Source organism: Variovorax paradoxus (assembly GCF_030815975.1).
Lineage (GTDB): Bacteria > Pseudomonadota > Gammaproteobacteria > Burkholderiales > Burkholderiaceae_C > Variovorax > Variovorax paradoxus_N.
The window spans coordinates 717,034-736,023 of record NZ_JAUSXL010000002.1 but is presented as its reverse complement, the minus strand read 5'-3'; the positions used below and the strand labels follow the sequence as shown (position 1 = coordinate 736,023).

The 18,990-nt window shown below is 63.1% G+C and carries 16 protein-coding genes; 12 read left to right on the top strand and 4 right to left on the bottom strand.

Features of this window, described 5'->3' with window-relative positions:
- The first annotated feature begins 10 nt into the window (after positions 1 to 10).
- The gene (gene pdxA, locus QFZ47_RS07245; RefSeq protein ID WP_307655000.1) at positions 11 to 1,057 is read left to right on the top strand and encodes a 4-hydroxythreonine-4-phosphate dehydrogenase PdxA; all 1,047 of its coding nucleotides are present in this window, start codon (positions 11 to 13) and stop codon (positions 1,055 to 1,057) included.
- 19 nt (positions 1,058 to 1,076) lie between these two features.
- Here the strand turns inward: pdxA and mscL are convergent, their stop codons facing one another.
- Complete coding sequence (gene mscL, locus QFZ47_RS07240) at positions 1,077 to 1,508, bottom strand: large conductance mechanosensitive channel protein MscL (RefSeq protein WP_307654999.1); 432 nt, start codon at positions 1,506 to 1,508, stop codon at positions 1,077 to 1,079.
- Positions 1,509 to 1,619: 111 nt separating this feature from the next.
- Here mscL and QFZ47_RS07235 point away from each other — a divergent pair, with 111 nt between their 5' ends.
- The 9 genes from QFZ47_RS07235 (at position 1,620) to QFZ47_RS07195 (ending at position 12,390) form a co-directional block, all read left to right on the top strand.
- Positions 1,620 to 2,312 (top strand): phosphatase PAP2 family protein, encoded by a 693-nt coding sequence (locus tag QFZ47_RS07235; protein WP_307654998.1) that lies wholly within the window; start codon positions 1,620 to 1,622, stop codon positions 2,310 to 2,312.
- A gap of 371 nt (positions 2,313 to 2,683) precedes the next feature.
- Positions 2,684 to 3,847: a polysaccharide biosynthesis/export family protein gene (locus QFZ47_RS07230; RefSeq protein WP_307654997.1), complete on the top strand. Its 1,164-nt coding sequence runs from the start codon at positions 2,684 to 2,686 to the stop codon at positions 3,845 to 3,847.
- Positions 3,844 to 4,299 carry a low molecular weight protein-tyrosine-phosphatase gene (locus QFZ47_RS07225; protein ID WP_307654996.1) on the top strand — a complete coding sequence of 152 codons (456 nt, stop codon included), beginning with the start codon at positions 3,844 to 3,846 and terminating at the stop codon, positions 4,297 to 4,299. The genes QFZ47_RS07230 and QFZ47_RS07225 overlap by 4 nt, the downstream gene beginning before the upstream one ends.
- Entirely contained in the window at positions 4,296 to 6,548 is a 2,253-nt protein-coding gene (locus QFZ47_RS07220; RefSeq protein ID WP_307654995.1) for a polysaccharide biosynthesis tyrosine autokinase, read from the top strand. Before QFZ47_RS07225 ends, QFZ47_RS07220 begins: the two co-directional genes overlap by 4 nt.
- Before the next feature lie 342 nt (positions 6,549 to 6,890).
- Positions 6,891 to 7,604 (top strand): sugar transferase, encoded by a 714-nt coding sequence (locus tag QFZ47_RS07215; protein WP_307654994.1) that lies wholly within the window; start codon positions 6,891 to 6,893, stop codon positions 7,602 to 7,604.
- Positions 7,605 to 7,639: 35 nt separating this feature from the next.
- Positions 7,640 to 8,788: a polysaccharide pyruvyl transferase family protein gene (locus QFZ47_RS07210; RefSeq protein WP_307654993.1), complete on the top strand. Its 1,149-nt coding sequence runs from the start codon at positions 7,640 to 7,642 to the stop codon at positions 8,786 to 8,788.
- Between the two features lie 11 nt (positions 8,789 to 8,799).
- On the top strand, positions 8,800 to 9,867 hold the full coding sequence (locus QFZ47_RS07205; protein ID WP_307654992.1) for a glycosyltransferase family 4 protein: 1,068 nt from the start codon (positions 8,800 to 8,802) through the stop codon (positions 9,865 to 9,867).
- Complete coding sequence (locus tag QFZ47_RS07200; protein WP_307654991.1) at positions 9,867 to 11,144, top strand: glycoside hydrolase 5 family protein; 1,278 nt, start codon at positions 9,867 to 9,869, stop codon at positions 11,142 to 11,144. Before QFZ47_RS07205 ends, QFZ47_RS07200 begins: the two co-directional genes overlap by 1 nt.
- Before the next feature lie 16 nt (positions 11,145 to 11,160).
- The gene (locus QFZ47_RS07195; RefSeq protein ID WP_307654990.1) at positions 11,161 to 12,390 is read left to right on the top strand and encodes a lipopolysaccharide biosynthesis protein; all 1,230 of its coding nucleotides are present in this window, start codon (positions 11,161 to 11,163) and stop codon (positions 12,388 to 12,390) included.
- Between the two features lie 130 nt (positions 12,391 to 12,520).
- Here QFZ47_RS07195 and QFZ47_RS07190 read toward each other — a convergent pair whose 3' ends face one another.
- The 3 genes from QFZ47_RS07190 to QFZ47_RS07180 all read right to left on the bottom strand — a co-directional run bounded on the left by QFZ47_RS07190 (position 12,521) and on the right by QFZ47_RS07180 (position 16,637).
- Complete coding sequence (locus QFZ47_RS07190) at positions 12,521 to 15,592, bottom strand: YjbH domain-containing protein (protein ID WP_307654989.1); 3,072 nt, start codon at positions 15,590 to 15,592, stop codon at positions 12,521 to 12,523.
- Entirely contained in the window at positions 15,589 to 16,209 is a 621-nt protein-coding gene (locus tag QFZ47_RS07185) for a YjbF family lipoprotein (protein WP_307654988.1), read from the bottom strand. The genes QFZ47_RS07190 and QFZ47_RS07185 overlap by 4 nt, the downstream gene beginning before the upstream one ends.
- 134 nt (positions 16,210 to 16,343) lie before the next feature.
- On the bottom strand, positions 16,344 to 16,637 hold the full coding sequence (locus tag QFZ47_RS07180) for a hypothetical protein (protein ID WP_307654987.1): 294 nt from the start codon (positions 16,635 to 16,637) through the stop codon (positions 16,344 to 16,346).
- A 283-nt stretch (positions 16,638 to 16,920) separates the two neighbouring features.
- Here QFZ47_RS07180 and petA point away from each other — a divergent pair, with 283 nt between their 5' ends.
- Positions 16,921 to 17,538 carry a ubiquinol-cytochrome c reductase iron-sulfur subunit gene (petA, locus tag QFZ47_RS07175; RefSeq protein WP_307654986.1) on the top strand — a complete coding sequence of 206 codons (618 nt, stop codon included), beginning with the start codon at positions 16,921 to 16,923 and terminating at the stop codon, positions 17,536 to 17,538.
- Between the two features lie 14 nt (positions 17,539 to 17,552).
- Complete coding sequence (locus tag QFZ47_RS07170; protein WP_307654985.1) at positions 17,553 to 18,989, top strand: cytochrome b; 1,437 nt, start codon at positions 17,553 to 17,555, stop codon at positions 18,987 to 18,989.
- Position 18,990 lies beyond the last annotated feature (1 nt).

The following is an 18,990-nucleotide window of genomic DNA, read 5'->3' as shown; positions in this document are numbered from 1 at the left end:
GGGGACTTCAATGAACAGCCCGGCGGCTTCCATGGCCATCACGCTCGGCGACCCTGCGGGCATCGGCCCCGAAATCATCGCCAAGGCCTTTCGCCAGGCGCCCGAGGCCACGCGCGGCGCTTTCGTGGCCGGCGACGTGGCCACGATGCGCCGGGCGTCGCAGGCGCTGGCGCTGCCGGGGCAACCCGCCTGGCCGGTGGCGCAGATCGAGCACATTGCCGAAGCGGCCGCGGTGCCGCGGGGCTGCATCCCCGTGCTGCAGGTGGTGGCCGCGCCGGCGCAAGACATCGTGCTGGGCCGGATCAGCGCCGAAGCCGGCCGCGTGGCCGGTGACTGCGTGGTCTGGGCTGCACGCGCCGCATTGCGGGGCGAGATCGCCGCCATCGTCACGGCGCCACTGCACAAGGAAGCACTGGCCGCGGCCGGGTTTCCGTACCCGGGCCATACCGAGCTGCTGCAGGCCGAGGCCGCCGCCCATGCGGGGCTCGCGGTGGACGGCATGCCGGTGCGCATGATGCTGGCCAACGACGAGCTGCGCACCGTGCTGGTGAGCATTCACATGTCGCTGCGCGACGCCATCACGGCCGTGAGCTTCGGCAGCGTGCTGGAGACGCTGCGCATCACCCACCGTGCCCTGCACCGCATGCTCGGCCGGACGCCGCGCATTGGCGTGGCCGGGCTCAATCCGCACGCGGGCGAGGGGGGCCTGTTCGGCTCCGAAGAGCACGACATCATTGCGCCGGCCATTGCGGCCGCCCGTGCCGAGGGCATCGATGCCGACGGACCCCATGCGCCCGACACCGTCTTCATGCGCGCGCGCGCCAGGCCAGGGATGCCTGGAGAGTTCGACGTGGTGGTTGCCATGTACCACGATCAGGGGCTGATTCCGGTCAAGTACCTGGGCGTGGAGAAGGGTGTGAACGTGACCTTGGGCCTGCCGCTGGTGCGCACCAGCCCCGATCACGGCACCGCATTCGATATTGCGGGCACCGGCCAGGCCGATGCGTCGAGCCTCGTCGAGGCGCTGCGCATGGCCAGAACGCTGGCAGGCGCCTGAGAAGGGCAGGGAAGAAGGTTCAGGGGCGCTTCAGGCTGTCGCGGATTTCTCGCAGCAGGGCAATGTCTTCCGGTGGTGCCACCGGTGCCGCGGGAGCCTCCGCCTGCGTCTTGCGCAGCTTGTTGATCTGCTTGACCATCATGAAGATGATGAAGGCAAGAATGATGAAGTTGACCGCGATGGTGATGAAGTTGCCATAGGCCAGCACCGCCACCCCGGCCTTCTTGAGGTCGGCCAGGTTGTTGGCGACCCCCGCCGGCACGCTGCCCAGCACCACGTACAGGTTCGAGAAATCCAGCTTGCCGAACACCAGCCCGACGACAGGCATGATGATGTCGGCAACGACCGAGTCGACGATCTTCCCGAATGCCGCGCCAATGATCACGCCGACCGCGAGATCGATCACGTTGCCCTTGACGGCAAATTCCTTGAACTCGCTGATGATGCTCATGATTTCAATAGCTCCGGGAGCGCTGGTGTTGAAGGTGCCGCCAGTATGCCTTTGGAATGCATCCGATCGGCGGTGGCGCACCCCTGAGAAAAGCGCACTTATTTCACGTTAATGAATAATTTCTGGTTAATTGCCACCGGGTTCGGTGACAGCGGCTTCCTGTTGCCTGCGGCATTGGGAATTGCAATTTGGCTCGCGATCGATCCCGGCACACGCCCTGCAGCGGTGCGTTGGACGCTGCTATTCGGCGGTTGTGGCTTCATCGTGATGCTGTCCAAGCTTCTCTTCATGGGCTGGGGCATTGGCAGCGCCCAATTCGATTTCATAGGCTTCAGCGGGCACACCGCGCTGGCAACCAGCGTCTGGCCGGTCGTTTTCTGGCTGGTGGCCCGGCGCCGCGCACCAATCGTGCGCATGGTGGCCGCGTTATCGGGCTGGGGATGGGGTGTTTTCATCGGTGTGTCGCGCCTGGCCCTCGAAGTTCATTCCACGGCGGAGGTCGTGACGGGGGCCCTGCTTGGAACAGTTGTAAGCGCAAGCTTTTTGCGGTTGCATTGGCATCAGTCCATGGGGGTCAAGACGCCACGCTGGTTCGCCTTGGCACTGGCGCTGCCGCTCCTCTTTTTCATAGTGGGGCGGCCTGCACCCACACAGGACGCGTTGGAGTCTTTCGCCGCTTGGATGGCGGGCATCGAACGCCCATTCACGCGTGCCGATCTCCTGCAGAACCGCAGGGCCGTGCGCAAACCTGCCAGCAGCACACAATTTCTTACAAAAGAGCAAAGCTTTTCAACGCGCGACTGACGGGCGCGATTTGTGGTCAGCGCGCCACAATCGCTCCGCGCAGGCAGTTAATTGATAGTTCACATTTGCAAACTGCAAGACACAGTCGCGCGCGCGCAATCGAAGCATCTTTTCCCAGTGGAAAAAGGCCTTCAGCCATTGATTCCTGAGATAACCCCAGGAAGGCATGGGTTAATCCGCATATAGACACATTTTTTGCATCTATTAAACGGAAAAGGGTCAATGCGCGGGCAGCGACAATTCGCTCCGGCCCGCCTCCCGACGATGCGTGGGCTTTGCTTTGACAAACCGCGGCAAAAAATGCCCGGCCCAATATCAACTGGGCTCGGGCCTTGCATATGAATCGCGGCTGCCGAAAACCAATTTGTGCAATGGGGATCAATTTGACACGCTTCGTGTACCCGATGGGGTGGGGTTTTGCCCTAATGGGCGCGTTATTGCTGCAGGGCTGCGCGCCGGGCTTCAATTCTGTGAGCGCCTACGAGGCCGACCAGAGCCTGCCGCCGGAGTTCCAGTACCTGCCGGCCGATGGCGCACCGGATGGGGTCATCACCTCCATTTCGCCTGCGCTGATCCGTACCCTGGCCGAGTCGCAGCCGACCGCCGTTGCGCCGGATGTGAAGGCGCTTTTTGGCGAATCGCCGGTCTACACCATCGGGCCGAGCGACGTGGTGGGCGTGATCGTCTACGACCATCCGGAACTGCTGCCCAATGCCGGCGCCGTGATCACGCAGCAGGCGGACCCGACGGGCATCAGCGTGGCGCCAGGCTTCATCGTCGGCGCGGACGGGCAGATCACATTCCCCTACATCGGCCGCGTCAAGCTCCAGGGATTGACCGAAATCGAGGCCTCGGACCTCATCGCGAGCCGCATCGCCGCCTACATCAAGGATCCGCAGGTGACGGTGCGCATCCAGTCCTTCAGAAGCCGCCGCGCCTTCGTCGAAGGCGAGGTGCGCACGCCGGGGCTGCAGATCTTCACCGATGTGCCGATGACGCTGGCCGAAGCCCTCAGCCGGGCCGGCGGCATTACCGCCAACGGCGACCGCTCGTTCGTGACGCTCACGCGCGGCGACAGGACCACGCTCATCAACCTGCCCAACCTGCAGGACCTGGGTGTCGATGCCAGCAGGATTCCGCTGCGCAACGGCGACGTGGTCCAGGTGCGGCACCGCGACGAGAGCAAGGTGTTCGTGATGGGCGAAATCTCCCGTCCCTCGGCGCTGCTCATGCACAACGGACGGCTCAGCCTCAACGAAGCGCTGGGCGAGGCAGGCGGCCCCAATCTGACGTCGGCCAACACGGGCCAGATCTACGTCATCCGCAACAACGCGAGAGGCTTGCCGGCCATCTTCCACCTGAATGCCAGGAATCCGGCGGCGCTGGGCCTGGCCGAGCGCTTCCAGCTGCAGCCGCGCGACGTCGTCTACATCGATTCGGTGCCGCTGGTCACATGGAACCGCCTGGCCAGCCTGATCCTGCCGGCTGCGCAAGTGATCAACGCCGGCGACGAAGTCTGGAGCCGCCACAGATGAAATCCGTCCTGACAGTCTGCATCGGCAACATCTGCCGCAGCCCGATGGCGCAAGGGATCCTGGCCGCGGGCCTGCCGCACCTTCACGTGGTGTCCGCCGGCACCGGCGCTCTCGTGGGCAAGCCCGCCGACGCAACGGCGCAGAAGCTCATGCAGGCACGCGGCATCGACATTTCCGGCCACGTGGCGCAACAGGTGAGCCAGCTGCTGTGCCGGCAGGCCGACCTGATCCTGGTCATGGACATGGCGCAGCGCCGCCATCTCGAGTCGGCCTACCCCTTCGTGCGCGGCAAGGTCTTTCGCATCGCCGAGGCCGCCAAGCAGGACGTGCCCGATCCCTACAAACAGGACGAGGCGGCCTTCGAGCACGCCCTGGCGCTCATCGACGTGGGGGCCAGGACATGGATCGACCGCATTTTGAAAATTACAAAACCTGAGCAGCAACCGACATGAACGCACCCCAGCAAGCCGCCCTGCCGATGCCCGCGCTGGAAGAGGAGGACGACGGATTCAAGCTCGTCGAGTACCTGGACATCCTGATCGACAACCGATGGTTCATTGCCGTCGTGGTTGCCGTGATGCTGATGCTTGGCATGGCCTATGCCCTTTTCGGCCAGCCCATGTACGAAACCAACGTGGCCGTGCAGGTCGAGGACTCCGGCAATTCGGCGGGCAGTTTCCTGGGCGATGCCGCGTCGTCGCTGCTGAGCGTGAAAACGCCCGCCGCGGGCGAGATCGAGATCATCAAGTCGCGCGCCATCCTCGCCCAGGCGGTGGAGAACACCAAGCTCTACATCAGCGCGCAGCCCCGCTATGCACCGATTGTGGGCAGCTGGCTCGCCCGGCGCGCCAGCGAGCTGTCGGATCCGGGCTTCATGGGCTTTTCGGGCTACGTGAACGGAACCGAGAAGATCATGGTTCCGCAGTTCGACGTACCTGTCGACTTCGAAGCAAAGCAGTTCATGCTGACGCTCGGCGCGGACAATCGTTACGAGCTGTCTCATCCGAACCTCGAAGCCCCGCTCAAGGGCGCAGTCGGGACTCCGCTCGTCGCCAATGTTCCAGGCGGCAGCCTCCGGCTGCTGGTGAGTTCTGTCAGTGCCAAGCCCGGCGCGCAGTTCGAATTGAGCCGGATGTCCAGGCAATTGGCGCTGCTGTCGCTGCAGGACAATCTCAAGGTCGTTGAAAAAGGCAAGCAGTCCGGCGTTCTCGACGTCAGCCTCAGAAGCCCGAATCCGGAAAAGCTGACCCAGCTGCTCAATGAAATCGGGCGGCTCTATGTTCGCCAGAACATCGAACGCAAGGCCGCCGAGGCCGAAAAGACCCTGGGCTTCCTCGACACGGCGCTGCCGCAATTCAAGAAGCAGCTCGAGCAATCCGAAGACCTCTACAACCGCTACCGGAACGAGAACGGCACGGTCAGCCTCGACGACGAGGCCAAGAATGCCTTGGCCCAGACGGTCGACCTGCAATCCAAATTGCTCGAAGCGGAACAGAAGCGGCGAGAACTTTCCGCGCGCTTTACCGACAAGCATCCCAATCTCCAGACGCTGGACGCGCAGATTGCGGCGTGGAGGGGGGAAATCTCCACCGTCGATTCGCGCATCCGGAAAATGCCGCTGCTGCAGCAGAACACGGTCCAGATGCAGCGCGACATCAAGGTCAATACCGATCTCTACGTGTCGCTGCTGAACAGTTCGCTGCAGATGCGGCTGGCCAAGGAAGGCAAGGTCGGCAACGTGCGCCTGCTGGACGACGCCATCATTCCCGAGGAGCCCGTCTGGCCCAAGCGGCCGCTGATCATCGCGCTGGCCCTGCTGCTGGGACTGGGAGCCGGCGTCGCGCTCGCCATTGCCAGGAACTCGCTGTTCGGCGGCATCCGCAATCCGAGTGAAATCGAGATGCACACGGGCCTCAACGTGTACAGCAGCATCCCGCTGAGCGCCGCCCAGCGGATGATCGACAAGAACATCGAGAACAGGGCGCCGGGGATGCACGTTCTCGCCCTCCAGCAATCGGAGGATCCCGCGGTGGAAAGCCTGCGCAGCCTGCGGACTGCATTGCAGTTCGCCATGCTGGAAGCACCCAACAACCGCCTGCTGATTTCCGGCGCGACGCCGGGCGTCGGAAAAACTTTTGTCTCGGTCAATTTCGCGGCCATTACCGCAGCGTCAGGAAAGAAGGTCCTGCTGATCGACGCCGACTTGCGCAAGGGCCGGGTCAATCAATTCTTCTCTCTTTCCCGGTCGCCAGGCCTTTCGGAATTGATTGCCGGCACGCTGAGTTTTGAAAAGGCCATTCGCTCGTCGATCCTGCCGAATCTGGACGTCATCACGACCGGGATGCTGCCGCCCAATCCGGCGGAATTGCTCATGAGCGACTCTTTCTCGCAGATCCTGGAAAAGCTCTCGCCTAATTACGACCTTGTGATTATCGATACGGCGCCGGTGCTCGTGGCCGCGGACACCGCCTCGGTGGCTCCACTCGCGGGTTCTCTTCTCCTTGTTGCACGGGCGGAAAAGACGCATCTGGGCGAATTGAATGAAAGCGCAAGAAGGCTGGCGCACGCAGGCTGCTCGGCCAATGGCGTGATTTTGAATGCTATGGACTTATCCCGGCGTCACGCGGGCAGCAGCAGCTACAAATATGGTGGTTACCGTTACACACACTATAAATACAAAAACAACAGGGATATCACCTAGTCTGATGGACAGTTTCTGAGAAAATTAAGCAAGATCGTGATAATTATCACCCGATGCACTAAATCGGTGCTGTCAATCAAAGGCTAATAACAAAGGATTAGGGACAAGTGCGTCGCTCTTTTGTATTACGTATTTGGATCGCTCGGCCTGCGCATTGATTTTTCTGCGCCGCAACCTTCACGGCTTCCGTGCAAGGCCGTATTGGCCTGAAAACCAAGCCGCCACGTATCACTGAACCCGAAAGGGGCAAGCGCTTGCTTGTAAGACGAAAGGTTCTCCTCCAATGAGAGTTTTCAAGCTGCGAATTTGCCTCCGCTTCAAATGTGAGAACGGAGCATTCCTATGACGAATTTTCGCCACGAAGAGTCGATGGCAGCCGGAGGCGAGGAGGCGATCGGCGCCATCGCTGACGACATGGCATGGATCAGAGTCCGTCACCCCGCCATGCTGCGCGCTGGAAAAAGGGCGGTCGACATCGCTGCCGCGCTGTTCTTTTTCTGCGCCTTCGGCTGGCTCTATGTCCTGATCGCCGCCGGTGTGCTCATCACCTCCGGAGCACCGGTCCTGTACTCCCAGCCGCGATTCGGGCGGGGAGGGCGTGTGTTCAAGTTCTACAAGTTCCGCTCGATGCTGCCGAACTCCGCCCAGATCCTCGAGGAGCACCTCAGGAACGATCCGGTCGCGCGCCAGCAGTGGGACGACTATCAAAAGCTCGAAGACGACCCGCGCATCACATCGTTCGGCAAGTTCATCCGCAAGACCAGCCTGGACGAGCTGCCGCAGTTCTGGAATGTGCTCGTGGGCGACATGAGCCTGGTCGGCCCCCGGCCATGCATGCTCGACCAGAAGATCCTGTATGGGGCGGACTGGTCGTTCTATTGCGCGGTCAGGCCCGGCATTACCGGCCTGTGGCAAGTCAGCGGGCGCAACCAGCTGAGCTACAAGAAGCGCGTGGCGCTGGATGTCGCCTACGTCGAGACGCTCTCGGTCGGCCGGGACATCGGCATCTTCATCAGGACCATCTGGGTGGTTGCCGTGGGCCACGGTTCGCGATGAATGGCTTGGCTTCGAAGAAGGCCATCGATTCACAGATGAAAAAAATCCTTATCTGCGCCGTGCCCTTCAGCGACAACCTGGGTGACGGGGTCATTGCGGCATCCCTGGCTCATATTGCCGGCCTGAAATATCCGCAGGCGAGGGTCGAATTTCTGGACATTGCCGGCCGGCTCGGGTTCGAGGAAGAAAACCTGCGTGGTGGTGGCGCATTCCGGCTCTTTGCGAAGCTGCCGTCGCTCATCAGGTCGGTGATCGTGTTCCTGTATTGCCTCAAGGGCTATTTTCTCGGCTGGCGAAGGAACTGGAAGGCCGCGGTGGACGACGCGGACCTGGTCGTCATTGGCGGCGGCCAGCTGTTTTGCGATGTGGCCCTCAATTTTCCGGCGAAGCTGTACCTCCTGAGCAGGCTGCTGCGCGGAAAGAAGGTGGTGATCTTGTCGGTCGGCGTGACGGCGAAATGGTCTTTTCTGGGGCGTGTTCTGGTCAGGCGATTCCTGAAAAATGCCAGGCCGGCCTTCTACGCTACGCGCGACCAGGAATCGGCCAGCAATCTGCACACCTACTTTCGAATCCCGAGAAGCGATATACAGGTCGTACCCGACCCGGCGCTCATTTGCGCCGATGCTTTCTCGGACGAGCTTTCACCGGAAAAAAACTGGGACATCGGAATTTGCGTCAGCAGCCTCGATGCGCTGGTCATGAATTCCGAATACGAGGGCTCGAATTCGACGCAGTCCGCCAAGTTTTTTGCCAGCCTGGCCGAAGCATTGCGAGCCGAGGGAAAGCGCGTGCTCTATTTCACGAACGGTGCCTCCGAAGACAACAAGGTACTGGAAGAAATTTCCTCGGCATCCGATGCGCCGAAGTCTATTTTTCTTGTTCCCCGGCACCCCGACGAACTCGTTGCCTTGATCAGCGCCTGCTCATGCATCGTGGCCCACCGGCTCCACGCAAATATCGTTGCCTACGGTTTGAACATTCCGTCCATAGGAATGAATTGGGACAAGAAGGTGGAGTCATTTTTCGAGCTGACTGGCAGAAAGCGCTACCTCTTCGACTTGTCGCCCCGGGTTGAAAAGCTGGGGGTTTCGGTGCTGGGCCTGCTGAACGACAGGAACCCGGACCGGAAGGTGCTCGACGCATTGAGAAGCCAGGTGGTGGCCGGTATCCATGCATTGATCTGATTGGCACCTCTATGAAGATATTGCACGTTGCCGAAACGCTCAAGGGCGGGCTCGAAACCTATCTTCGGCTGGTTTCGGGCTTTCAGCAGAACTCCCCTGTGATCAGCCAGGCAAAGTTCATATTGCCCGGGCCGGTGGAGTGGCTGAATTCCCGGGACACGCATGTGGTTCCCACGGCCCGAAGTCCTCTTGCCCTCGCGAGCTACGCCGCCGAGATCAAGAAAATCATCCGCTCGGAGCGCCCCACGGTCCTTCACCTGCACAGTTCCATTCCGGGCGGGATCGTTCGCGCCATGGCGCTGCTCGGCCAGGTGCCGGCCGAGACCAAGATCGTCTATTGCTCGCATGGCTGGGCCTTCGATCAGGTCGGGCCTTCCTACAAGAAGTCGATCTATCGATGGATCGAATGGCTGCTGTCCCATTGGAGCGACGCGATCATCTGCATCAGTGGCCACGAGTTCCGGATTGCCGAAAAATTCGGCATCAAGCGGTGCAAATGCATTCCGAACGGAATTCAGCTCACCGCCCCCATTCCGGAAAGCACCGTTGCGCCGAGGGCCCCGGCACGGCCCCGGAGGATCCTGTTCGTGGGACGGCTCGATCGGCAGAAGGGCATCGACGCCTTGCTCGACGCCTATGCCCGCGTCCAGCCTGGCTTCAAGCTCGTGATCGTGGGTGGCGCGGTCAGAAACGATCTTTCCCTTGCGCGCTCCAGCGAGATCGAATTCGCCGGATGGCTCGAGAAAGACGAACTCGAAGAGGCCTACAGGTCGTGCGATGCGGTCATCGTTCCCTCCCGGTGGGAAGGCTTCGGCCTTGTCGCGGTCGAGGCCATGGCCCGGAGCAAGCCGGTTTTTGCGTCTGCCGTGGGCGGGCTGGTCGATATCGTCGAAGACAACCGGAACGGCCGGCTGTTTTCGCTCGATGGACTGGACGACGCGCTGCGCGAGATCGATCGGATTTCCGATGAGGAACTACAGCGGATGGGGCGTGCCGGACGGGAGATTTTCGAAGAGAAATACACCGCCGACCGAATGAACGCCGCCATCCTGGACTTGTATAAGGAGTCGGTGCAGTGATGAAGTTTTGGTCTTTTCCTTCCGTGCCGGGGCGTTTGCTGAATGCTTTCAGGCTGCTGTGCGGTACGGCGGCGCTTGCGGCCGTGGCCTGCTCGGCGCAGGCCCGCGGCATCAGCGAATTGGGCACGGAATATCCGGTCGCCCTGAGCGTGCAGATCGACCCGGCCACCATCTCGAACGAGGATCTGAACGAGATCAGGGCATCGGGTTTCGAATTCGTGAGATTCGGGGCGCGGCCGCCGCTCAAGAGCGTCAATCCCGCATCGGTCGACTATTCGGGCTTGATCAAGCGCGTGAAAAACGCCAGGCTCGAAGCGATCGTGACGCTGTTCGGGGGGCGGGAGATCTGGGGGCAAGATCCGGCGGAAGCGGGCGGAGGCCAGCGCGAGAAGCTGTTCGCCAAGTTCGCACTCGACTTCATGAGCGCGCACGCATCCGAGGTCGCGGTCTGGGAACTGTGGAACGAGCCTGACCACAAGACGTTTCTGAACCCCGCGCTTTTTTCGAGCTTTGAAACCGCGACCGCCGAGTTCTGCAGCAGCATCGCGCAAATGAAGACGCCGCCGAAGATCGTCATGGGATTCGGCTTTGCGAAGCTTCCTTTCAACTCGGGGCAGGTTCCGCCGCAGCTCGAGAATGCCTTCGTGTCGGCAGCCAGGGCCAACTGCCTGACGGACATATCGATCCATCCCTATCGCTCGATTCCGGAAACCGCCATTGCAGATTATGGAAAGCTGCGCGCGAAGCTGGACCAGCAGCAGCTCGGAAAGGTCGGGATCGTCGCCTCCGAGTGGGGCTATGCCTCCTACCTGCCCGTTCGGGACCGCAACACCCAGGCTTCGCTGATCCTGCGGGAATACCTCACCAATGTGGCCGCGGGCATCAAGCTGCTGAATCTCTATGCCTGGCAGGACCGGGGAACCTCCGCGATTTCGAGGGAAGACAACTTCGGGCTCAAGTCGAAGGGCGGCGAGAAGAAGGAGGCCTTTTCGAGCCTCACCGAATTCCTCAAGATCGCCAGGAATTCGAAGAAGGTTTCATACCAGAGCAATGCCGGCCTGAACAAGCTGGTGCTGAGCCGCGGAAATTCCCTGCTGCACGTGGTGTGGACGCAAAGCGCCGAGCAGAACGTGCTGGTTCCCGCCGAGAAGGGAAAGAAGTGCACGCGGGTCGACTTCTTCCCGCAGGTGCGCCACGGAAGCTGCGGCAGCCCCGTCGACGGAGGCTTTGCTGCCAAGGCCAGCGACTATCCGATCCTGTTGTCCATTTCGGATTAGGGTGAACAGGCCCAGGATGGCGTCCCTGTCCGGAATTCGAAAACGCCTCGGAGGTCCGATCTATGCCGTTGCAGACCAGTGCATCTATAGCGCGAGCCAGCTGCTGCTGAGCTTTGCGCTGGCACGGGCGCTCTCGCCTTCCGACTTCGGCATTGCCTCGGCGTTCCTGGCGATCGTCAGCTTCCAGTACATCCTGCATACCGCGGTGGTGCACGAGCCGCTGTTGATCAAGCGGTATTACGCGGATCGCTCCGCTGCCTGGTGGAGCTGGGCGCTCGTGCTTGCGGTTTCGATTGCCGGCTTTCTGGCCTGGCAGTTCACGAGTTTCCCCGGGCCGCTGAGCTGGGCCGGCATGGCCCTGATCGCGGGCTACGAAATATTCTGGATTTCTCGCAGCATCCTGCTGGTGGGGCGCCGCTACCTGGTGCTCTGCGCTTCCGGCGTGCTGATCAGCATCGGATACGTGGCGGTGCTGATCGGCCTGAAGCCTGCTTCATGGACGCAGGCCCTGCTGTGGATTGCCGTCATCCAGCTGCCCTTTGCCATTCTGGTGGCGCTGAGCCTGCGCCATGTGATGGCGCCGCTGCCGGCACCCGCCAATGCCCAGGCGCTGACCATCGGGGAGGCCGCCAGCTACGGCTGGAAGGCCAGCCTTTCGCAGTTCATGAGCTGGATCATGACGGGAGGCGCCATCTTGCTGCTGGGCTCCTCCGCGGATTCGATGCAGGGCGGGCTGCTGAAGATCTACATCACCTTCCTGCTGCCCATGCAGTATGTGCTGCTTGCGCTGGGCTACTACATCCTGCCAAGGCTGGCGGCCAGCTGGACATCCGATCGGCGCAAGGACGCTTTTCGCCTCTTCGTCAAGTTCGTCGTCTTCGGTTTCGTGGTGGCCGAGATCGGCGGAATCCTGCTGGGCCTGCTGGGACCGTATCTGGTGGTGCTGGCCTTCGGCAAGAACTACGGCGGAATGGATTTTTCGCCGTTCTTCTACGCGCCCGCGATCTTCGGCCTGACGATGTGCCTGCGGACGGGTTTCAGGGCTGCCGGGCGGCCCGGTGCGCTCCTGTGGTGCTCGATCTTCGGTGCGCTGGTGTTCGCTGCTTCCATGCTCGCGGCCAGGCCGCCGATTTCCTACATCCAGACCATCAATGCCATGACGCTGGGCTTTGCCTGCATGGCGGCCGTGATGATGGGCTGGCTGTTCTTCATCATGCGCGGCGCCGCTGCGCCGCCGGCGCGCTGAGCCGCAACGCCTGAAAACGGCTCAGCCCTAGTTCAGAAACACCGCGGAACCGGCTCTGCCGGGCCGCTGGTGTTGCCCCCTTGAGGGGGGAGTCGAGCTACACGAAGTGAGCGAGGGACGGGGGTGGGTCTTATCGCCGTCCGAAGTTCAGGATGTTGTCGCCCGTGCCCGGCGTGCCGCTGTCCGGCGGCGCGAACTTGTAGGCGCTCGGGTCGCGGGCCGAGGTCATCTCGTAGAGCGGGTGGATCCGTCCGAGCCGCGCACCGCCATCGCGCACCAGCGGCGCCCAGGCGAAGTTGGCGGTGAACTTGTTCGAGCGCGGCAGCAGCGCGTCGAAGGGAATGGAAAGGTAGATGCCCTTGTCGAAGCTGCCTTCGCCGAACTGCCTGGCCGACACATTGGTCTTGGTGGCGTAGGCGCCGAGCACCACGCCGTTGTCGAAGCGGCGGCTGATGTCGATGGTGACGCCGCGGTCGCCCGCCAGGTACTGGCCCGCGCTGATCTTGGCCAGGACGCCGTTCCAGCCGGTGTCCCAGTAGAGCGTGGCATGGCCGGTGTTCACCCTGTAGTCGCGCAGGCCGAAGTCCTGTTCGAAGTCGCGCTGCCGCACGTGGTTGAAGTCCACGCCGAAGGCGATCGGGCTGCGCCATGGCCGATAGAGCCATTCCGCGCCGACGCCCGCATACATGGTTTCCAGTGCACCGCCGTACACGCTGTAGTACTGGTTGTCGGTCAGCCTGCCGACGTGCGTCAGCTGAAGCACCGGCATGGTCAGGCGCTTCGAGGTGACGTACTCGCGCTGGAGGGTTCGCACGCGGGGCAGGTTGCTGCCCGCCGTGTAGGTGAACTTGTCGAAGTTGTCGACCAGGCGCAGGTTCAGTGCGCCGTTGACCCAGGTGCTGGGCGTGAAGCGGTATTCCGCCACCGCCTGCACGCCGATCTGGTAGAGCACGAATGCGTTGGGGCCGCCGAGGATCTGGCCGAGGCTGGGCGTGAGGCCGATGCTGAACTTGTCGGAGCGGCGCTCCCACGGGGCGAGTGCGCTGCTGTCGGCCGTGGTGGAGGAGGAGGCTGCAGTGTTGGCGCTGCTGCCCGGCGGAACATAGGTGGCCGGGTCGCCCGAGCCCACGGGCGGGGGCGCATAGTCGCGCTGGCTGGCCGCACGGACCTCGCCCGGCGTCTGCGCCTGGTAGTGCGCCGTCACCCATTCGTTGCGGTTGACCACTTGCGCGTGCAGCGGCAGGCCCCGCTCCGAATAGTGGAGCACGAAGTTCTTGATCGAAGCCGGCGCATCGCGATGCAGCACGGCAATGATCTTCTCGACGCGGACATCCCGATAGACCGTGGCGCTTTCGGTGATCCACACATGCAGCATCTGGCCTTGCGGCGCAATGCGCTGGATGGTCCAGTCGGTGCGGCTTTCGATGTCGGCTGCGGTGGCCGCCCAGCCCGGCGAGGTGGCGGGTGGGTCCGGCGAAAAGTTCGGCGCCGGCAGGTCTGCCGTCTTGGGCATCTGCATCGTGGCCAGGTTGGCCTGCAGCGTGACGCCCAGCATCACCTTGTTGCCGCGTTCGAAGCCGGCCGAGAAAGTCACGCCGGGGGAGTAGCGGTACTCCAGGCCGATGTTGAATGGGGAGCGCTGCCGCTGGGCGTTGTTGAGCGGCTCGTTCTTGTAGTCGTTGCCGTCGTATTCGAGCTTGAGCGTCAGCGGGTCCCAGGGCGTGCGCCATTGCACGCCGCCAAAGAGGGCGGCAGGTCCGCGAAAGAGCCGGCCGAAGTTGGCACCGCCCCATGTCGTCTCGCTGACGCGGGTCTTGAAGCGGCTGCTCAGCACACCGAGGGGATTGCTGATGTTTCCGCTGCTTCCCAGGTAGCCCCAGCCGATGCCGAGGCTGAAATCCAGGTCGCCGTGGCGCTTGCTTGCCACCAGGTACTCGGACGAAAAGAGACCGGTGCCGCCGATGTCGCGAAAGCCCAGCGCCACTTCCGGCAGGTAGGCCGACTCTTTCCACAGCCGCGCCTTCAGGTCGATGCTCTTGTCCTTGTAGCCCTGGTTGCTCAGGCCCACGCCGTAGATCCGGTTGCTGATGGAGGTATAGCGAAAGCCCGCTTCCAGCCAGTCCAGCGGCTGGAACATGACGTTCAGCCGCGTGTAGGGCGAGACATGCGTGAGCGAGGTCCGCATGTCGCCCGCCTGGCCCATGCGGGCCGTGGGAGTCTGCAGCAGGCCGGTTTCGCCCCAGTCGTTGCCGCTGGTCCGCAGCGCGCGGTACTGCGGTGCCGCCTCGGGGCGCACGGAAATGGCGGTCGAGGGCGCCGGCGGTACATCGGGCAGGGCGGGTATGGCGGGTATGGCGAGCGGTGCAGCGGGTGCCGAGATGGCCGCAGCCGGTGCAGCACCAGCCGAAGGCTGCAGGATCGCGCCGTCTTGCGGCGACGGCCCCTGCGTGGCCAGAAACTTGATGATGCCCTCGGAGATCGCCTCCAGGTCGTCCATGCCGCGCGGCGCGGCCCAGACCCATGCGCCCGGTGCCGGCTCATCCGAAGGGTGCGCATTCCAGTGCGCCACGCCCACGCGGCCGGTGCGTCCGTCCGGCTGGGCGACCCAGGCCCAGTCGTGCTTGCCCTCGGGGCTGCAGGCGGCGACGTAGTCCCACGCCGTGCGGCCGGGTTCGTGGGCCACCTGGCAAAGCTGCCCATCGGGCTGCAGGACCGAGATAGTCTTCAGCACGGGCGGCGGCGCAACGAGTTGCTGGCCGGCCGTCAGCACCGGGTCCTCTTCCGGATGCGCCTGGAGCCAGCGCGGATCGACGATGCCGAGCGCGACGCGGCCGGTCACCGGCAGGCCCTGCAGCCAGGAGCTCAGCTGCTTGCGCCGGCCCTGCTCTTCGCGGGGCACGCGCCGGCTGGCGGCATCGAGCCGCAGCAGCAGGGTGTTCTTCAGGAACTGCTGCGCCAGGCGCTCTTGCGGGATGCGCCAGGCCAGTCCCGGAGATGCCGTTTCGGCCGGCTGGCGCAGCAGCCAGGCGCTCAGCCGTTCGCCGGGGCGGATGTCCGAGTCTTCGGCGGGTGATTTGTTGTCGATGGGGCTGTTGCCCAGAGGCTGTGCGCCGGCGGCGCAACTCGCCGCCAGTGCGCAGGCCACCGCCGCGCGAAGAGGCCAGGGGTGTCTGCCGAAGCCACGGAGGAGCGAACTGCTCATGTACCAGCGCTCGCCGCTGCGACGGGTGCTGGGGGGGAAGGCGTCCACTGCTCGAAGCTCATACACAGGTCATTGGAAATACATTGCTCGGAATAGACGACCCGCGGCGTGCCGCCCGCTTGCGAAACGCCAAAGCGCGCCGGAGGCAGCGAGGCGCTCGCCGGGTGCGAAACGCTGCGCTCCTCGTACCAGCGCAGGGACGCGGCCGCGATGCCGGCCAGGGCGGTCTGCTGCGGCGCGGCAATCGGCGTCTGCACGATCTGGTCGCGAATGCCGAACCGGTAGCCCGGCATCATGTCGCGCTCGCGCTGGTAGGCCTTCGGCGGCGCACCGTTCGCATCGCCGGTCCATGCGGGCAGGTTGGAAAAGCGCACATTGCGCCAGTCGGTGCTGAGGCCGGTCGTTCCCACGAGGCGTCCGTCGAGCAGCCTGACGACTTCGCCGTTGCCGCTGTACCAGACCTCGACAGCACCTTCGGGGCGCTTGTCGATATAGCCGAGCACCATGAAGACCGTCTGTTCGCCGACAGCTACCCGCAAATAGCGGTAATTCGGATTGAAAGTGGGCTGGGGCGCTGCGGTGTTGCCGCTATAGATTTGCCGAGCCGTGGCCAGCATGGCCGAGGATCCGGAAGAACAGCCGCCAACGCCCAAAAGAAATGCCGACAGAAGGCAGCATTCAATAAGTCGCGTGGCGAGACCAACGCGCGGACCCCTCGGCGAATGCCCTCCCGCGGAGAGGGCCCGCACGATTAATTGGTGCCGGTCGTGCCTGTGCCCGTACCCGTGCCGCCGGTGCCGCCCGTGCCGCTGCCGCCACCGCTGTTGCCGCCATTGCCACTGGCGACGGCGGCCGCCAGGCCAACGCTGGCTGCAACGCCACCGGCTTGCCCGGCGGTAATGCGGCCGAATGCGGAATTGGTTGCGCCGGTCGCGCTGGCCGGCTGAGGGCCAGGCGTCTGGACCGGTGGCGGGGTCTGGGCCCAAGCCGAAGAAATGCCCAACACGGCGATGACGGTTGCGGAAACCAGTGGGTTGATTCTCATGGCAAACATCCTCTCAATTAGCAGTTAACAGTTGGGACAAGATTAGCAGTTGGCGAAGTGTGCCGCAACTAATTTAGCCCTCGCGAAGGCTTTTATGCGTGCAAATCCTTGTGTCGAAATGTCTTGTAAATCAGGATTAATTCGTTGTTCTTAATTGGCGCATTCATGTGCCCTGGAATACGCGTTCGCGCACCTCCCGGCCGGCGCCGTTGAATATGCGCGCAACAGCCCGCTACAATCGCCGGTTGACCCTGCTCCAGCGAAGAAGACTTAGAGGATCCCCATGAGTGACATGACCTCCGGCTCCCCCCGGATCGACACAAGCAAGCGGACGTGGTTAATCGCATCCAGCTGTGCCGGCGTAGCGGGAGGCGTGGCCACCGCGATTCCCTTTGTGAGTACGTTCCAGCCTTCAGAGAAGGCCAAGGCCGCCGGCGCTGCCGTCGAAGTGGATATCGGAGGCCTCAAGGTCGGCGAGAAGATCACCGTCGAGTGGCGCGGCAAGCCCGTCTGGATCCTCAAGCGCTCGCCCGAGCAACTGGCCGAGCTTCCCAAGCTCGACGGCCAGCTGGCCGATCCGCTCTCCAAGCGGCACCCCGACGATTTCACCCCCAAGTACGCGCAGAACGAGCACCGTTCGATCAAGCCCGACGTGCTGGTGGTGGTGGGCATCTGCACCCACCTCGGCTGCTCGCCGGTCGACCGCCTGCAGGCCGGGCCGCAGCCTTCGCTGCCCAGCGACTGGGAGGGCGGCTTCCTGTGCCCCTGCCATGGTTCCACGTTCGATCTGGCCGGCCGTGTCTTCAAGAACAAGCCCGCGCCCGACAACCTGCCTGTGCCGCCGCACATGTACCTGTCGGACACCAAGCTCCTGATCGGTGAAGACTCCAAGAAGGCCTGAGGCAGAAGAAGAACATGGCTGAATTCCACGAAATTTCCCCCAACGCGCCCGCGGGCGAGAAGCTGCTCAACTGGGTGGACAACCGCTTCCCGCTGACCAAGCTCTGGAACGACCAGTGGGGCAAGTACTACGCGCCGAAGAACTTCAACTTCTGGTACATCTTCGGCTCGCTCGCGATGCTGGTCCTCGTGATCCAGATCGTGACCGGCATCTTCCTGGTGATGCATTACAAGCCCGACGCGAACCAGGCGTTCGCTTCGGTCGAGTACATCATGCGCGACGTGCCCTGGGGCTGGCTCATCCGCTACATCCACTCGACGGGCGCCTCGGCGTTCTTCATCGTGGTGTACCTGCACATGTTCCGCGGCCTCATGTACGGCAGCTACCGCAAGCCCCGCGAGCTGATCTGGGTCTTCGGCTGCGCGATCTTCCTGTGCCTGATGGCCGAGGCCTTCATGGGCTACCTGCTGCCCTGGGGCCAGATGTCCTACTGGGGCGCCCAGGTGATCGTGAACCTGTTCGCGGCCATTCCCTTCATCGGTCCTGACCTGGCCCTCTTGATCCGCGGCGACTACGTGGTGAGCGACGCCACGCTCAACCGCTTCTTCAGCTTCCACGTGATCGCGGTGCCGCTGGTGCTGCTCGGCCTGGTGGTGGCCCACCTGATCGCGCTGCACGAAGTGGGTTCCAACAACCCCGACGGCATCGAGATCAAGGCCAAGCGCGGTCCCGACGGCCATCCGCTCGACGGCATTCCGTCGCACCCGTACTACACGGTGCATGACATCTTCGGTGTGGTGGTGTTCCTCACGATCTTCTCGGCCGTGATCTTCTTCGCGCCGGAAGCGGGCGGGTACTTCCTGGAGTACAACAACTTCATCCCGGCCGATTCGCTCAAGACGCCGAACCACATTGCGCCCGTCTGGTATTTCACGCCGTTCTATTCGATGCTGCGTGCAACCACCGACGACATGGTCAACGTGTTCGCGCTGATCATCGCCGCCGCTGCCGTCCTGAACTTCGTCAAGGGCAAGTCGAGCGTGGCGCTGAAGATCGCGCTCGTCGTGGTGGCGGCCGTCGCCATCTTCCTGCTCAAGGCCTTCGACGCCAAGTTCTGGGGCGTGCTCGTGATGGGTGGCTCGGTCATCATCCTGTTCTTCCTGCCCTGGCTCGACAAGAGCGAAGTCAAGTCGATCCGCTATCGCCCGAGCTGGCACAAGTATGTCTACGGCGTCTTCGTGTTCCTCTTCCTGATCCTGGGCTACCTGGGCATCCAGGCGCCTGGCGTCTGGGGCAACCTGGTCATCGGTTCGTTCGTGCTGGACATCGCGCAGACCATTTCGCAGATCGGCACGCTCTTCTACTTCGGTTTCTTCCTGCTCATGCCCTGGTGGAGCAGCAAGGGCGAGTTCAAGCCCGTGCCTGACCGCGTGACCTTCGCCGCCCATTGAG

Excerpts from the sequence above, each read along its gene's own strand:
- pdxA (WP_307655000.1), top strand. The coding sequence starts at position 11 with ATGAACAGCCCGGCGGCTTCCATGGCCATCACGCTCGGCGACCCTGCG.
- mscL (WP_307654999.1), bottom strand. The coding sequence starts at position 1,508 with ATGAGCATCATCAGCGAGTTCAAGGAATTTGCCGTCAAGGGCAACGTG.
- QFZ47_RS07235 (WP_307654998.1), top strand. The coding sequence starts at position 1,620 with ATGAATAATTTCTGGTTAATTGCCACCGGGTTCGGTGACAGCGGCTTC.
- QFZ47_RS07230 (WP_307654997.1), top strand. The coding sequence starts at position 2,684 with ATGGGGATCAATTTGACACGCTTCGTGTACCCGATGGGGTGGGGTTTT.
- QFZ47_RS07225 (WP_307654996.1), top strand. The coding sequence starts at position 3,844 with ATGAAATCCGTCCTGACAGTCTGCATCGGCAACATCTGCCGCAGCCCG.
- QFZ47_RS07220 (WP_307654995.1), top strand. The coding sequence starts at position 4,296 with ATGAACGCACCCCAGCAAGCCGCCCTGCCGATGCCCGCGCTGGAAGAG.
- QFZ47_RS07215 (WP_307654994.1), top strand. The coding sequence starts at position 6,891 with ATGACGAATTTTCGCCACGAAGAGTCGATGGCAGCCGGAGGCGAGGAG.
- QFZ47_RS07210 (WP_307654993.1), top strand. The coding sequence starts at position 7,640 with ATGAAAAAAATCCTTATCTGCGCCGTGCCCTTCAGCGACAACCTGGGT.
- QFZ47_RS07205 (WP_307654992.1), top strand. The coding sequence starts at position 8,800 with ATGAAGATATTGCACGTTGCCGAAACGCTCAAGGGCGGGCTCGAAACC.
- QFZ47_RS07200 (WP_307654991.1), top strand. The coding sequence starts at position 9,867 with ATGAAGTTTTGGTCTTTTCCTTCCGTGCCGGGGCGTTTGCTGAATGCT.
- QFZ47_RS07195 (WP_307654990.1), top strand. The coding sequence starts at position 11,161 with ATGGCGTCCCTGTCCGGAATTCGAAAACGCCTCGGAGGTCCGATCTAT.
- QFZ47_RS07190 (WP_307654989.1), bottom strand. The coding sequence starts at position 15,592 with ATGAGCAGTTCGCTCCTCCGTGGCTTCGGCAGACACCCCTGGCCTCTT.
- QFZ47_RS07185 (WP_307654988.1), bottom strand. The coding sequence starts at position 16,209 with ATGCTGGCCACGGCTCGGCAAATCTATAGCGGCAACACCGCAGCGCCC.
- QFZ47_RS07180 (WP_307654987.1), bottom strand. The coding sequence starts at position 16,637 with ATGAGAATCAACCCACTGGTTTCCGCAACCGTCATCGCCGTGTTGGGC.
- petA (WP_307654986.1), top strand. The coding sequence starts at position 16,921 with ATGAGTGACATGACCTCCGGCTCCCCCCGGATCGACACAAGCAAGCGG.
- QFZ47_RS07170 (WP_307654985.1), top strand. The coding sequence starts at position 17,553 with ATGGCTGAATTCCACGAAATTTCCCCCAACGCGCCCGCGGGCGAGAAG.